Raw genomic sequence first — 16,226 nt, forward strand, 5'->3', positions numbered from 1 at the left:
GCGCGTTATCTTGCGCCTTGGCTGTCGGCGTGGCATCGTCGGCGCAAGCAGTCGCTGCCGCAGCGAATGCCAAAACACCCACAATCCATTTCGCACGCATGGTCATGTCCTTCAATCAGGGCCAAAACACCGCCCACAGCATAAAAGTTTGCTTTGCGAGCGTCAATTTTGGTTGCTGCCAGTGAGTGCAGTTTTTTCCAGGGGCGGTAAATCCTTCACGTTGATTACCCGCAATGTTTTCACGCAGCGTACCCAGCGGATGGGACGTTTTTCGTCCGGCGCCACCAATCGCAGCGGACCTTCCTTATCGTCCAGCGGCTGGCTGTTTTTCTTGTCGGCCAGCAGCACTATTTTGTCGGTGGTGGCCGGATCGATTTCCAACAGTGCGAACGCCGTGCGATACCCATCGGCCGCCTCCACCACCAGCACCGTGCCGGCGCGGGCTCCTTTCAGCTTGTCGCCGAATTCAACGCCGACCGATTGCAACAAATCGACCAGCGACACGCCGCTGAATTCGTTTTCGGCGTCGTGCGCCTTGGCCTTCAAAGTGCGCTGCGGCAGTTTGGCAATGTCGGCGGCCGTGAGTCGGTGAGATTGGCCCGCTTCGTCAACAATCATCACTTCCGCTTCGGCGCCGAAAACAGCATTTCCCCGCGGCGGAAAAGCGACGATCAAACCAAGCGCCAGAAAAACAAATCGCATGCGGCTGTCTCCTCTTCATGGGACGCCAAACAGTATAGCAATCAATCAGCGATTGGCCGACAATTCATGCACAGCGTCCACCAAAGCGACTACATTATCGACCGGCGTCTGCGGCAATATGCCGTGGCCCAAGTTGAAGATGTGCCCCGGACGGCCGGCGGCCTGCTGCAGCACTTCTTGGGTGCGGCGACGGATTTCGGCGCGATCGGCCAGCAGCACGGCGGGATCAAGATTTCCCTGGATGGCGCGGTCGTAACCGATCGCCCGCCAGGCATCATCCAGTCGAATGCGCCAATCGACGCCGATAATTGCGCCTTTCGCAGCATCGCAGCCCGCTTCGGCCTGCAACGGAATCAGCGCCGGGTTGCCCGTGGCAAAGTTGATGATCGGCACGCCTGGCACAAGGCCGTCGATGACCGCTTTCACATGCGGCAGCACAAAGCGACGGTAATCGTCTGGGCTCAGACAGCCGACCCAACTATCGAATAGTTGCACGGCGTGCGCGCCGGCGGCGATTTGCGCGTTAAGATAGCGCGTAATGGCGCGCGACAGGCGGCTCATCAGCACGGTCCAGGCGCCACTGTCGCGGTACATCAGCGTTTTAGTGTTCAGAAAGTTGCGGCTGGCGCCCCCTTCGATCACGTAACTGGCCAGCGTGAACGGCGCGCCGGCAAAGCCGATCAGCGGCAGGCCGCGCGGCAACCCGGCGCGGGTTTGACGAACCGTCTCCATCACAAAGCTGAGCGATTCGACACTTTCCAATTCCAGCACGCGGTCGACATCGCGCGCTTCGCGCACCGGATTGTGAATGACCGGCCCCTCGCCAGCGGAAAACTCCAGGTCCAATCCCATCGGCTCCAAGATCGGCAGCAAATCGGAAAAAATGATGGCGGCATCGACACCCAAGCGGCGGACGGCGGTGACCATCACTTCGGCACACAGCGCGGGGTTTTTGCACAGTTCCAGAAAACCGACTTTCTCCCGCACCGCTCGATATTCCGGCATGTAACGGCCCGCCTGCCGCATGAGCCAAATGGGCGTGTGCGGCACCGGTTCGCGCCGGCAAGCTTTGAGAAACAGACTGTCGTAAACCGGGTCGGCCGGATCAAGCGCGGCCGGTTTCATTTGGTCGGCCAATTGGCTAGGCAAAGGCTGCCGAGAATCGGGCGTGAGGCCGGGAGATTTTGCTTCCGCGGGAACGACGGAGGCCAGCCAGCGCTTTTTCGCCAGCACTTTGGCCGCTTCTGCAGCGGCGGCGGCGACCAAATCTTCCATCGTGGGCTGATTGGGCTGTACGTCGACCGGCAGATCGTTTTGCCGCAGTGTGGCGGTGGTATCGGGCCCGATGGAAGCGATCACGGCCCCGCGCAGGCCCTGTCGCAATTGGTCTGCTAGCCCAGTACGCTGGGCCAAGTGCAGCACGTTGATGATTTGATGGCTGGAAGTGAATAGCACTACTTCAATTTGACCATCGGCAATTTGCCGCAGCGCGGCTGACAATGCGGCGGTATCTTCCGGCAATTCCCAATGGTATAGCCGGAGATTGATGACCGTGGCGCCCCGTGCTTCCAGGCCAGCCAATAAACTGGCATTGGGCTGGCCATATTCTTGCAGGCCGACGGTTTGATTCGCCAGCGGCACAGCCCGATCGACCACCTGTAAAATTTCGCGCCAAGTGTGCGGCGCAGGAGTTTGGTGGCGCGGTTCAATGCCCAATTCACGCAACGCGGCAACGGGTTTGGGACCCCGGGCAATGGTCATGGCATCGGAAACTGCCGATAGAAAACGGCTGCGGTCGACGTGCCGCTGAATTTGCTCCACCAGCCGTCGCACGCCGGCGCCGGTGGTGAAAATCAGGGCATCGACCTGGCCGGTCATGACACGATTGGCAAAATCGACCGCTTCCGGATTACGGGGAATCGCCACTTCGCGCATGGCGGGAGCCACGATGGGTTGGCCACGATACTGGCGGATCAAATCGGCCAGCTCGGCGCTGCGGCGACTCTCGAAGGCAGCGACACGCAAATTGGCGAAGGTAGCAGACGGTTCTGGCATACCGTCATGCTAATCGGCCAGCCTGACAGACGATAGGCGGTAAGCGGAAATCGGGTTTTGCGAACCACCGTCAAACGACAGCAGCTACGACGTAAGAATGATCACGAAGTGAGAATTCTCCGCGCATAAAAAAACTCTGCCCGGCGTTTTCACACCGGGCAGAGCGTTAAAATCAATCGAAACGTAAGCCGCACTTAGTTCGTACGGACATACTGGCTGGCCTGGACGACGCGATGCGTTCCGGGGATCGCAGCCGAAGGATCGGCCATGGGAGCCGGAGGCATGGGAGCGGCATCGGTGCCGGTGGCAGCGGCCGGAGCCGGAGCCGGAGCGGCAGGAGCAGCAGCCGGAGCGCTACCGCTGCAACCACATGAAGGAGCGGATTCGCAACCGCAGCCCTTCTCGCAGCCGCAAGACGATTCGCAACCACAGCTCTTCTCGCAACCGCAGCTGGAGCAAGTGTTGCAGCAGCTATTGCAGCAGTGATGGCACTTGTGGCAGCTGAACAGGTCTAATAGGCAGCAGTAGTTGGCTGGGCCACAGCAATGGCATTCGCAGCTCTTCTCGCAGAAGCTCTTGTGGCAGCAGCTATTGCAGCAGCTGGAGCAACCGCAGGACGATTCGCAACCGCAGGACTTTTCGCAGCCGCAGCTGGAGCAAGCCGGAGCGGCACAGCAGGACTTTTCACAGCCGCAAGACTTTTCGCAACCGCAGGACTTCTCACAGCCACAGCTGGCGCAAGCCGGAGCACTGCTGCAGGCAGGGGCACTGCTGCAAGCAGGAGCCGATTCGCAACCGCAGGACTTTTCGCAGCCACAGCTCTTTTCGCAGCCGCAGCTACTGCAGCTGTTGCAGGTTTTGCAGCAGCTATTGCAGCAATGGTGGCAATCGAACAGACTGCAGAAACCACCGAACAAATCGCAGCCACAGCTCTTGTGGCAGCAGTTGTTGCAGCAGCTATTGCAACCGCAGGACTTTTCGCAACCGCAGCTCTTTTCGCAACCGCAGGACTTCTCACAGCCACAGCTGGCGCAAGCCGGAGCGCTGCTGCAGGCAGGCGCACTGCTGCAAGCAGGAGCCGATTCGCAACCGCAGGACTTTTCGCAGCCACAGCTCGAGCAAGCCGGGGCGGCACAACAGGACTTTTCGCAGCCACAAGACTGTTCGCAACCGCAAGATTTTTCACAGCCACAAGCGTGATCTGCGGCACAACAGGTTTTCTCGCAGCATTTTGGCTCACAGCAGTTGCAATCACTGCCAGAGTCGCCGAAGCCGAGCATACGGTCGAGCATCTCGAACCCATAGCTCTGGCCGGCCAGGCTCATGCATAGCATGAGCGCACCAAAAACTAGTTTCAGTTTCATCGAGCAACGTCTCCTTTGCGAGTTGGGCCGTAGATTTTGCGCGCATCCCACAGACACTGTTTTGACAAACAGCGCCGGTTGGCCTTCTCATCGCTAACGATCGTACGACCAGGCAGGTGGGGCCGCCCGAGGCGGCGTTGCCAAACGGTTGGGATCGGACGCGGGTAGCCGAGTAAGGTGGGATCGAAATCAACGGTCCACACGGTGTATTGCGCCGGGACCAGCCGAGCCATTCCTTGACCCGAAAAACTGAACCGGTTGTCCAGCGCGCCCTTTACGTGCCGCAAAAGCACGCGATTTCTTCAAGGGACAACTGTCGTATCGGCCGCACGCCAGCAGCCCCTTGAGTTGCCCGAAGTTTTTTTATGCAAATGATTTACGGCAACCGTTCGGCAAACCTTGTCGCGCGCGAAAGCTGTAGCACTCTTGCCGCTTATGTCGGGACCGAAGTGACTGCAAATTTTGCCGGCTCGTAAAAGTCTGTTCGATTTGACACATTACATCAGGCACTTCCTGAAAATCCTCCGCAGTTTATGTTATCGTAATCGTCGGAAGGGAAAACATTTACCGCGAACAAAACACTGCGGCAGACTACGGGAGCGAGCATTCACAGGGGCTACTCCAGGATCAGCGGGCGGCGAAGCATCGCATGGCGCTAAGAATTCGTCGATTTTCAGCGCCCTTCACTGCGCACATGCACTGGCGAAATGTCTCGCTGAGTCTGAGAAAATGCAGTTTGAAACGGGCGGTTATCGCTAGGTTCGGCAAGCGGTATGACACCTTTCGCCGGCTTGCTCTCGTGGGGCCGTAGGCTTATTCTAAACGTATCCCACCTTGCCTATACCGGATAACCGGACCTCGCCTGGAGCCCGACATGCGATTCCGCCGTCTGCCCGCTTCTGCTTCGATTCTCACTCATATTATTAATTGTCTATCTTGTTGCTTGATGCTGGTCGGTTGGCTCGGTGCAGTCGGCGGCAGCAAAACATGCACTGCGGCCGATCCGCTCGATTGGCCCAACTGGCGCGGACCGGAACAAAATCGCATTTCGCGGGAAACGGGCCTAATCGATAAATGGGATCCCGATACCAGGGAAAACGTGCTCTGGAAGCGCCCCGAGGCGGCCGGCATTTCGTCCCCCATCATTCTGAATGGCAAGGTTTACACCCAGGTACGCTACAAGCCCGACACCAAACAGGAACAAGAAGAAGTCATTTGTCTGGACGCCAACACGGGGAACATTCTGTGGGAGAACCGTTGGAATGTGTTTCTTTCCGACGTGCCGGCGGAACGGGTGGGCTGGAGCAATCTGGCGGGCGATCCGGAAACCGGCCGCATTTATTCGCAGGGCGTGAATGGGTATTTCTCGTGCATCGACGGCGAAACGGGCAAAACCGTTTGGTCGCGCTCGCTGGGTGAAGAGTTCGGCATGGTCAGCCCCTACGGCGGCCGCACGCATTCGCCGGCGTTGTTTGAAGATTTGGTAATCGCCAACGCCGTGATGGTCGGCTGGGGAGATACCGCGATCCCCGCCCATCGAATTTTGGCGATGGATAAAAACACCGGCGAAGTGCGGTGGTTCGCCAGCACCAAGCCCAAACCGGAAGATACTGTATATAGCACGCCGGTTTTCACGGTCATCGAGGGGCAAGCGGTGATGGTCATTGGATCGGCCGATGGCGCGGTGTGGGGTTTTCAGCCGCGCACCGGAAAGCCACTGTGGTTTTTCCGAATGTCGCGGCGAGGGCTGAATTTGTCCCCCACCGTAATCGGCGACAAAGTCTATATGGCCCAGGGTGAGGAAAATTTGGACAACGCCACCGCCGGGGAGCTCGTTTGTTTTCGCGGCACGGGCACGGGCGATATTACCAAAACCAACGAGGTCTGGCACATTCTGAAAGATTTGGCCAGTAAGTCGTCGCCGCTGGTCGTCAACGGCCGCGTCTACAGCGCCGACGATTCGGGCAACTTATATATTGCCGACGCCGAATCGGGAAAACTCGTTGGCAACAAGCCCACGAAGCTTATTGGAACCATTGTGCGGGCATCGCCATTGTTTGCCGACGGGAAAATTTATCTCTGTTCCACTACAGCCTGGCACGTGATGCAGCCGACCGAAAACGGCGTTAAGTTTTTATCGAAGATGCGGCTGCCCGATGCGGACGAAGTGAGTGGTTCGTTGGCGGTTTCGCACGGCAAACTTTATTTGCCCACCGGATCAGCCTTGTACTGCTTGGGCACAAAAGATACCAAGCCCCAGGCCACGCCAATTCCCGCCGCGCCAAAGGAAGAACCGGCGGCAGCTTCAGATACGGACAAGCCGGCCTGGGTGCAAGTGACGCCCGGCGAGCTGCTGTTGAAGCCCGGCCAAAAACAACAATTCCACGTGCGACTATTCAACGACCGTGGACAAGAATTGCCGTCTTCGAACCCGGCGGTTAGCCAGACGCCCAAATGGGAAGTGAACGGACCCGGTTCGTTCGATGCTTACGGTGTTTACACCGCGCCCACCGGACCGGCGCATTTTGCCAGCATCGTCACGGCCAAAGTGGGTGATGTTTCGGGCCAGGCTCGGTTGCGTGTGGTACCGCCGCTGCCGTGGAAGTGGGATTTCAACGACATCGCGCTGAAGGCCGATCCCAACAATCCCGCCGCGCCGAAATCGGGTGAAGCGCCGGTGACGTGGATCGGCGCCCGCTACCGCCACAAAATTATTGAAAAAGACGGCGACAAAGTGATGGTGAAAATTACCACCATTCCCAAAGGCACGCGCAGCCAAAGTTGGATGGGCCCCGACGACATGCACGATTACACGATCCAGGCCGATTTGCAGGGTCAATACAAACCGCAGGCGGCAGCCACGATGGCGACTTCGGTCGATGTCAATCCACTGGCGACGAAAGCCGATTCCACGCCCAGCGCGTCGGAAATCAACCCGACCAGCACCAGCGAAAACCGGGTGATGGGCTTGCCTGACATGGGGTTGATTGCGCAGCGGTACACGCTGGACCTGATGGGCAACAGCCAGCAATTGCAAATTCGCTCCTGGCCGCCGCAAGTGGCGCGACGGTTTTCCAAAACCATTCCGTTCCATTGGCAGGGTAATAAATGGTACACGATGAAATTTTCCGCCGGCACGGATGGCGGCAAAGCCGTGCTCAAAGGGAAAGTTTGGCCTCGCGGCGAACCGGAACCTGACCAGTGGACCATTGAAGCCGTCGACGACGTCCCAAATTTGCAAGGCAGTCCTGGTTTATTTGGCCAATCGACTATCGCGGAAATTTACATCGACAATGTGAGCGTGGTGTCGAACAATGTGCCGCCGTCAGTCAGCGCTAAGGATTCCAAGCAAGGCAACTGAGCTAACGTGAATTGAGGAGGAGCATCGACGTGACGAATTCGAAATTTCGCGTACGATTGGTATTTCTGATCGTGCCTGCTAGTTTGGCGGCATTGTGTGCGGCGCTTGCAAATCTGCGGGCGGATCAAGCCGTCGATTCAGGAAATGTCGCGCCGCCAATTAACGCTGGGCCGCCGATCAACGCACTTGCGGATGCATCGGCCGGAGTTTCCGGCGGCGGGGCAGGGGCAGGCATGAATCTCGGCCAGCAGGCCGCGACCGCCCAAGGCGAGTTGGCCGGCGTCGAAGGATACACGCAGTATGCGGCGGAAGTCGTCGGCGCGGGGCCGAACGATTGGAGCATGTGGGGCGGCTCGTCGATCCGCAACAACACGCCGGAGGCCAAAAACATTCCCGCCGATTGGAACCCCGGCGAATTCGACGCCGATACCGGCGCGTGGAAAAACAAAGGGGCTAAAAACATCAAATGGGTGGCCTCGCTGGGCTTCAAAAGTTACGGCAATCCCGTGGTCGCTAACGGGCACGTATACGTGGGCACCAACAACGGCCATGCGTATTTGAAGCGCTATTCGGCCGACGTCGATTTGGGCGTGCTCTTGTGCTTCGACGAAAAATCAGGCCAATTTCTCTGGCAAGACAGCAACGAAAAACTTCCCACCGGCCGCGTGAACGATTGGCCCGATGAAGGCGTGTGCAGCGCCCCCTTGGTGCAAGGCGATCGGCTGTGGTACGTGTCCAACCGCGGAGAAGTGCGGTGTCTAAGTACGGCGGGACTGCGCGGCGGAAAGAACGTCGGCCCGGTGACCAACGAACGGGAAATGGCGCTCAAGAAAAATCCCAACGCCGCCTGGGAAGAAGACAAAGAAGCCGATGTGATTTGGGTGCTCGACATGATGAAGCAACTAGGCACGCAGCAACACAACATGTCGAACTGCTCCATCACTGCGGCCGGAGACGTGCTATTTGTGAACACCAGCAACGGTGTGGACGAAGCGCACATCAATTTGCCCGCCCCGTACGCGCCCACGTTTATTGCCGTCGATAAAAATACCGGCAAGGTGCTGTGGACCGACAATTCGCCCGGACCCAACGTGTTGCACGGCCAATGGTCGTCGCCGACGTATGCGGTAATCAACGGCCAGCCGCAGGCGATTTTGGGCTGCGGCGACGGCTGGGTGTATAGCTTCGATCCGCGCACCACCGGCGGCAAACCGACGCTGTTGTGGAAGTTCGACTGCAACCCGAAAAAAGCCAAGTACACGCTCGATCGCGCCGACCGAAATCACATTATTGCCACACCCGTGATTTACAATGGGCTGGTGTACATTGGTGTGGGAGAAGATCCGGAGCACGGCGAAGGGAACGGACATTTGTGGTGCATCGATCCGACGAAGCGCGGCGACGTAAGCCCGGAACTGGTGTTCAACTCGGCCAATCCGACTACGCCAATTCCGCCCAAGCGAAATCAGGCTTGCGTCGAGGCCGACGGCGACTTTACGCGCGCCAATCCCAACTCCGCCTGTGTGTGGCACTACGAAGGGCAAGATCTCAACGGCAATGGCAAGCTCGATCCGGAAGAAACCATGCACCGCACCTGCGGCACCGTGGCCATTAAAGACGATATTTTAATGGTGGCTGATTTCTGCGGCATCATCCATTGCCTCGACGCCAAAACCGGAAAAGCCTACTGGACCTACGATATGCTGGCGGCCAGTTGGGCCTCGCCGCTGATTACCGACGGCAAAGTGTTCATTGGCAACGAAGACGGCAACATGCTGGTGTTCAAGTTCGGCAAAACCATGGAGTTGATCTCCAAAGACGCTGACGGCAAGCCGGGGGGCATCGACATGGGCTCCAGCATTTACAGCACGCCGATTGTGGCCAACGGCGTGTTGTACATCTCCACGCGGAACTTGCTGTTTGCCATTGCCGCGCCTGGCAGTTGATCGAGTCGACGAATCTCTATCTCACTGGTAAAGAACCGAGCGTCGATTCAGGACATTCGTAAATCTGCCCTGCGCCCAGCCGAAAATCCGGCAAAAGTGCAACACTCGTAATCCAACCGAGGTAAAATGAACCGCAATACGGATAACTTGGAAATTTCATTTGCCGTTCTCGGATCGCGATTGCACGAAAGCCGCTGATCTTCATGCCACTTGAAAATGATTCTTCACGAAGTCATACATGCGCGGCAAGCTCTTGGCCGCAGTGGATGACGCCGCCGATTCAAAAATACAGCGGGGCGGCACTGATTTTCATTGTCGTGTTGATCATCTACTGGCCGGCACACGGCGGGGGCTTCATTTTTGATGACGAACTACTGCTCGTTTACAATCCGATGATTAAAGCTCCCGACGGGTTGTATCGCTTTTGGTTTACCAACGAAGCACTCGATTATTGGCCGGTCACCAATTCCACGCTGTGGTTGGAATGGCGACTTTGGAAATTGGACCCCACGGGCTACCACATCGGGAATTTGTTATTGCACGTTGCTGATTCGTTGCTCGTTTGGGCGGTGTTGCGCAAGCTGCGCATTCCTGGTTCGTTTTTGGCCGCATTTCTGTTTGCAGTGCATCCAGTCAACGTAGAGAGTGTCGCTTGGATTTCGCAACGCAAAAACGTGCTGTCGCTGTTCTTCTTTTTATTGTCGATTCTGTGGTGGCTGCTCGCGGAAGAAAAACGGCGGTCAAAAATACAATTGCACACAACAAAACCTCGCCAACAGAACGTAGAAGAAACTCAGGTACGTTCGGGATGGTGGTACGCCTTGAGTTGGCTTGCCTTTCTGCTAGCCCTGCTCAGCAAAGGTTCGGTAGCGATCTTGCCCCTGGTGCTGATTTTACTGCTGTGGTGGATGTATGGTCGATTAACCTGGCAAGATGTGGTTCGCTCGGCGCCTTTTTTCGCATTGACGGTAGTTTTGACTCTGGTCAACTTGTGGTTTCAAACTCACGGCGCAGTCGACGCGATTCGTCATGTAACTTCCATCCAGCGCATGTTGGGTGCGGGGGCTGTGATCTGGTTTTATTTGTTCCAAGCGCTGATTCCAATCAATCTTTCGTTCATTTATCCGCAGTGGAACATCCAAGCAGACGAATGGTTATGGTGGCTGCCGCTGACAGCAGTCTTTGTAGTAACCGTCTTGTTGATGTGGTCATTGAAATCGCGGTGGGCCAAGCGCACACGACCGTTGTTTTTTGCTTGGTCTTTTTTTTGCATTTCACTGCTTCCGGTGCTGGGTTTTACGGATGTCGGTTATATGCGCTATTCGCTGGTGGCGGATCACTACGAGCAGATAGCGATTATCAGTGTGGTTGCACTTGCAGGGGCGGCTGTAAGTTATGGTTATCGACAACCGCGCGCCGCCGTTCGTCAGACCACGGTCTTTGCAACATGCGCCGTCAGCACTGTATTTCTGGTTTTGACATGGCAGCAAAGCGCCTTGTATGCCGACGCATTAACCATTTATGAAGACACGGTGAAAAAAAATCCCGATAGTTGGCTGGTTCAGAGTAACCTCGGTTTGGAATTGTCGCGGCGAGGAAAATATCAGGAGGCTATTCCCCATTTCCAAACAGCCTTGCAGTTGAATCCAGCTTGCGCGGAAGCACATTTCCACTGGGGCGACACACTTGCCGATTTAGATCAACCGCAGGAAGCGATCGATCAATACCAACAAGCGCTGCAAATTTCTCCAAATTATGCTTACGCCCATTATCGCCTGGGGGCGGCCTGGGAGGCTTTAGATGATTCCACCGAGGCCGAACAAGAATATCGCACAGCCCTAGCGCTAAAACCCGACATTCCTCAAGCTCAAAACAGCTTGGGGCTGATTCTGGCTTCGCACGGTCAATTTACTGAAGCCCTGGTCCACTTTAAGCAGGCCCTGAAAATCGATCCGGATTTTATCCAACCCTATGTGAATTTGGCGTCGGCGTATGCCGCTTTGAAGCAATACGCCGATGCTATTTCTATCGCACAACAGGCATCGACCTTGGCCCGTTCGCACAACGAAACCAAAATGGCCCAGGGCATTGCCGCGCGACTAAAATACTATGAAGATTGCTTAACACATTCCGCGAAAACTGCCAACTAAAGACACTCCTGCCACAACAGACCTGTGAATTCAATCGCGTTCAAAATTTCCCGGCAGTGCTTTGCTTGTTTTGTAATTGCTTTGCTATCAAACAACTCTGTTTGCTGCCCCTAATCCACTCAGGGCTATCATGCGCCAATCTACGCCCCGGGGCTTTAATTTGTCGAACGATCCGGCCTCTCAAAATGCTTCGTCCTGGCACACGCAAATGCGCAGCCAGGGTAGGCGGCGACTGCAAATCATGGGGGGAATCTGTCTGATTGCAGGCAGCACATTGCTGGTCTATTGGCCGTCGATCCATGGTGGTTTTCTCTTGGACGACGACGTACTTCTAACTCAAAACAAGTTGATAAAAGCCCCCGATGGATGGGCCAAAATGTGGACCACCCATGCGGTCGATTTTTGGCCAATCAGCCATGGTAGCTTGTGGTTGGAATGGCGACTGTGGGAAATGAATCCCACGGGTTATCACGCGACGAATTTGCTGCTGCATGTTGTCGATTCGCTCTTGGTGTGGTTCGTGCTGACGCAATTAGAACTGCCCGGAGCGTTTCTGGCGGCATTATTGTTCGCGGTTCATCCGGTAAATGTCGACGCAGTGGCCTGGATCGCGCAGCGAAAAAGTGTATTGGCCTTATTGTTCTTCTTGTTGTCGATTTCGTCGTGGTTGAAAGCAGAACAAACACGCGGAGCGCACGGAAATGAGCGTGCGAGCTCCGGCGAAAGCTTTCGGGCCACGTTGTGGTATGGCGTTAGCCTGCTCATGTTTCTGTTGGCCATGTTAAGTAAAGGATCGGTGGCGATTCTGCCCGCCGTGTTGCTGTTGATGGTCTGGTGGCAACGCGGGCACATTACGCGCTGGGACTTATTACGGAGTTTGCCGTACTGGCTGGTGTCGGCGGTTCTGGTCCCAATCAATATTTGGTTTCAGACCCACGGAACTAATCCGATTCGGCACCTGGACTTGGAGGAACGCTTGGCCGGCGCGGGTTGTGCCGTGTGGTTTTATTTACTGAAGGCGCTCGCGCCGATTGGGCTTTCGTTCATGTATCCGATGTGGAATGTTCAAACCAATGAAGTTCGATGGTGGCTACCGACAGGAGCTGCCGTGGCGCTCACTGCGGTCCTCCTTTGGTGGCGCGAAACTCGCTGGGGTCGACCGCTGCTTATGGCATGGATGTTTTTCTGCATCGCCTTGTTGCCGGCGCTTGGCTTGACCGATGTAGGCTTTATGAAGTATGCACCTGTGGCGGATCGGTATCAACAACTTGCCATGTTAGGAATTCTCGCTCTGGTTGCAGCATGCTGGAGAAATTTATATGACTTGGCTGTCGGCTCCGCTCATTTTGCTTTATTGATTCCAGTTGCGGTCATTGTGCCGACGATGATGTGGCTAACTTGGAACCATAGCCGGGAATACAGTGATATCGTGCCGCTGTATTCCGGAGTTTTGGAAAACAATCCTGAATGCCCAAATGACCCAGAGGCATTAAATAACCGAGGCGCAATGTTAGCGCTGACCGGCCACCCTGACCAAGCAATAGAGTTTTATGAGCGAGCTCTAGCGCTCACGCCGGGTTATGGACGAGCGCAAGATAATTACGGTCGTGCACTCATGGAATTGAACCGCCCTCAGCAAGCCATTGGGCACTTCGAAGTAGCCTTAAACAGCGATCCGGATGATCCCGAGATTCATTACGATTTGGGAGTGGCCTTTTCCAACGTCGGGCAGCCGCAAGAAGCGCTGGCGCAATATCAGGCGGCCTTGCAATTGAAACCCGATTATGCCGATGCTTGCGCCAACGCGGCCACCGCCTTGGCGCAACTGCAACGCTCGACCGAAGCGGTAGAGACGGCCCAACAAGCCCTGAACATGGCGCAATCGCAGGGAAATGCGGACCTGGTACAGAGAATCCAAGCGTGGTTGGATTCTTATCGCGCGAGCCTGCACACTCAGTAGTCATACAGCTAGCAGGTTTTCTCGGGTTTATTTTCCTCCGTAGAGCAAATCAATTGGGCTTCGGCGGGATAGGGTTTTTAAGTATTCTCCGCGGCGCTAATTTCGCATTGAAAACCCTTGCCGCGTGCCCCTAGCATGCCTCTCGACAAGCCCTTAATGGTTCGAGCAACTTCGTCAATTTGCCGCGGTGATGCCGCGCTGCCAGGATTGACCAAATGGGTCGATGACCATCGTGATTGGTTGGGCATCGTGCTGATTAGCGCTGCCGTAATCGTGGCTTACTGGCCGGCGCGTCATGGCGGATTTGTGCTGGATGACGACTTGCTGCTGACGCACAATTCGATCATCCAATCATCCAACGGCCTGAATCGTTTTTGGTTCACCAAAGAAGCTCCCGATTATTGGCCGGTAACCAATTCCACGCTGTGGATCGAATGGCGGCTGTGGGGGCTGAACCCGACAGGCTACCACATCACGAATTTGGTGTTGCACATTGTCGATTCGTTGCTCGTGTGGCTGGTGCTGCGGCGGTTGCGCATTCCCGGCGCTTTTTTGGCGGCGTTGTTGTTTGCCGTGCATCCGGTGAATGTGGAAAGTGTCGCCTGGATTGCCCAGCGCAAAAATGTATTGGCGCTGTTGTTTTTCTTGTTGTCGATTTTGTGGTGGCTGAAAGCAGAGCAAGGGACGAGAAGTAATGAAAACGAGGTAACGGAGAAGAGACGTGGGGCAAGGGCGGAGAGCCCAAGTGCCGGTCAAGAAGTATTCGGCATTTGGTACTACCTGAGTCTCGTAGCATTCATCCTGGCCATGCTCAGCAAAGGCTCGGTGGCAATATTGCCTGTGGTGTTGCTGCTATTGGCCTGGTGGCAGCGCGGCCATGTCACTTGGTCCGACGGGTTGCGGTGTGCGCCGTTTTTTGCGGTCGCCGCTGTGCTCACGCTGGTCGATATTTGGTTTCAAACGCAAGGGTCGGGCGAAATCATCCGCGACGCAACTTTCTGGCAGCGGTTGTTGGGCGCCGGCGCGGTAGTCTGGTTTTATTTGGCGAAGGCGGTGGCGCCAATCAATTTGTCGTTTGTGTATCCCCAGTGGGACATCAACGGCGGTAACTTTTTGTGGTGGCTGCCCCTTTTGGCCGTGCTGGCGGTCACGGTGGTGCTGGTGTGGCAGCGAAACTCGTCGCGGCAGAAATGGGTGCTGCCGCTATTGTTCGCATGGGTATTTTTTTGCGTGGCGTTGCTGCCCGTGATGGGTTTCACCGACGTCGGCTTTATGAAGCACTCGTTGGTGGCCGATCATTATCAACACATTGCAATGATCGCCGTCGTGGCGCTGGCGGGAGCGGCTATTTCGTCGATTCTCGATCGATCTTCATCGCCAATTCGCTGGACTGCGGCGATTTCGGCGGGCGTCGTCGTTGTGGCATTGACGATTCTCGCTCGCGAGCAAAGCAGCCTGTATGCCAGCCCTCTGGCGTTGTACGAGGATACCGTCCAGAAAAATCCCGCCAGCTGGCTGGCCCACAATAATTTGGGAAACGCGCTGGTCGACGCCAATCGCAAGCCGGAAGCACTGCTGGAATTCCAGCGGACCGTGCAGTTGAAGCCCGACAGTTCCGTGGCCCACAACAACTTAGGCATTCGCTTGTCCGACGCCGGACAATGGTCCCAGGCCATTGACCAATTTCAGCAAGCTCTGCGACTGCAAACCAATTACGCTGATGCGTACAACAACCTGGCCATGGCGCTGGTCAGTTCCGGTCGGTCGCAGGAAGCGCTTGAGCAATTGAAACAGGCCATTAAATATCAGCCCGACTTCGCCGAAGCCCACAACAATTTGGGAACCATCTATTTGAATTCCGGACGGCTGGAAGACGCCGTTGAGCAATTTCAGCAGGCCCTGAACATCAAAACCGACTATTTCGAGGCGCGCAACAACTTGGCCCTCGTGTTGGCCAAATCGGGAGTCATTTCGCAGGCCATTGAACAATACCAGCAAGCCTTGCGATTAAAACCCGACTCCGCGGAAACACACAGCAACTTGGGCAATGCGTTGGCGAAGGTGGGGCGAATGGACGAGGCGATTGAGCAGTACCAGCAGGCTTTGCACTTGCGGCCCGATTACGTGCAGGCGTACGTCAATTTAGCCATGACGAAGGCCGCCGTGGGCCAAACCGGCGACGCCATTAGTGCGGCTCAAACCGCTTTGGAACTTGCCCGCCTACAAAATCAAACCCTGCTGGCCTCCCAAATTGACTCGTGGTTGCTGGCCCATCGTCCCGGGGCCGTGGAGAAGTAAATGCAAGGCAAAGCAATCCATTTGAAGCGACCGGGGACGGCAAATCTTCTCTGGGAAAAAAATACGCTGTTCGTCAGGGCCGGGGCGGTGGTGATGTTGTTTGGCGTGTTGTGGTGGGTGTATGGTCGGGCGATGGGTTCGCCGTTGGTGTTCGATGATGCGCCCAGCGTGGAGCAGAATCCGTCGCTGGTCCGGCTGTGGCCGCTGCTGGGCGCCGGCGGCCAGCCGGGGCCGCTGAATCCGCCCAAAGACTTGCCCACCAGCGGCCGGCCGCTGGTGAACCTGAGCCTGGCGCTGAATTACCATTTCGGCGGGCTGAACCCGGCCGGCTACCATGCTTTCAACCTGGCGGTGCACCTGCTGGCCGCGATGTTGCTGGGCTTGATTGTC

At 56.3% G+C, this 16,226-nt stretch carries 10 protein-coding genes; 8 read left to right on the forward strand and 2 right to left on the reverse strand.

Annotated elements, in window-relative coordinates:
• Positions 1–162 precede the first annotated feature (162 nt).
• Together VMJ32_02075 and hemE are read right to left on the reverse strand one after the other, a co-directional pair.
• The gene (locus VMJ32_02075) at positions 163–702 is read right to left on the reverse strand and encodes a molybdopterin-dependent oxidoreductase (protein ID HTQ37783.1); all 540 of its coding nucleotides are present in this window, start codon (positions 700–702) and stop codon (positions 163–165) included.
• A gap of 45 nt (positions 703–747) precedes the next feature.
• A complete protein-coding gene (gene hemE / locus VMJ32_02080) occupies positions 748–2,757 on the reverse strand; it encodes a uroporphyrinogen decarboxylase (GenBank protein HTQ37784.1) in 2,010 nt (669 codons plus the stop codon).
• Between the two features lie 282 nt (positions 2,758–3,039).
• Between hemE and VMJ32_02085 the strand changes: the two genes are divergently transcribed.
• The 8 genes from VMJ32_02085 to VMJ32_02120 form a co-directional block, all read left to right on the forward strand.
• Entirely contained in the window at positions 3,040–3,243 is a 204-nt protein-coding gene (locus VMJ32_02085) for a hypothetical protein (GenBank protein ID HTQ37785.1), read from the forward strand.
• Between the two features lie 90 nt (positions 3,244–3,333).
• On the forward strand, positions 3,334–3,957 hold the full coding sequence (locus tag VMJ32_02090; GenBank protein ID HTQ37786.1) for a hypothetical protein: 624 nt from the start codon (positions 3,334–3,336) through the stop codon (positions 3,955–3,957).
• Positions 3,958–4,995: 1,038 nt separating this feature from the next.
• Positions 4,996–7,482 carry a PQQ-binding-like beta-propeller repeat protein gene (locus VMJ32_02095; protein HTQ37787.1) on the forward strand — a complete coding sequence of 829 codons (2,487 nt, stop codon included), beginning with the start codon at positions 4,996–4,998 and terminating at the stop codon, positions 7,480–7,482.
• Positions 7,483–7,511: 29 nt separating this feature from the next.
• Positions 7,512–9,428, forward strand: coding sequence for a PQQ-binding-like beta-propeller repeat protein (locus tag VMJ32_02100; protein ID HTQ37788.1), 1,917 nt, complete (start codon positions 7,512–7,514; stop codon positions 9,426–9,428).
• A gap of 203 nt (positions 9,429–9,631) precedes the next feature.
• The gene (locus tag VMJ32_02105; protein ID HTQ37789.1) at positions 9,632–11,578 is read left to right on the forward strand and encodes a tetratricopeptide repeat protein; all 1,947 of its coding nucleotides are present in this window, start codon (positions 9,632–9,634) and stop codon (positions 11,576–11,578) included.
• A gap of 130 nt (positions 11,579–11,708) precedes the next feature.
• On the forward strand, positions 11,709–13,538 hold the full coding sequence (locus VMJ32_02110) for a tetratricopeptide repeat protein (protein ID HTQ37790.1): 1,830 nt from the start codon (positions 11,709–11,711) through the stop codon (positions 13,536–13,538).
• Positions 13,539–13,655: 117 nt separating this feature from the next.
• The gene (locus tag VMJ32_02115; protein ID HTQ37791.1) at positions 13,656–15,836 is read left to right on the forward strand and encodes a tetratricopeptide repeat protein; all 2,181 of its coding nucleotides are present in this window, start codon (positions 13,656–13,658) and stop codon (positions 15,834–15,836) included.
• A partial coding sequence (locus VMJ32_02120; protein ID HTQ37792.1) for a hypothetical protein occupies positions 15,837–16,226 on the forward strand: 390 nt, incomplete at its 3' end. It lies immediately after the preceding gene.

Source organism: Pirellulales bacterium (assembly GCA_035499655.1).
GTDB lineage: Bacteria > Planctomycetota > Planctomycetia > Pirellulales > JADZDJ01 > DATJYL01.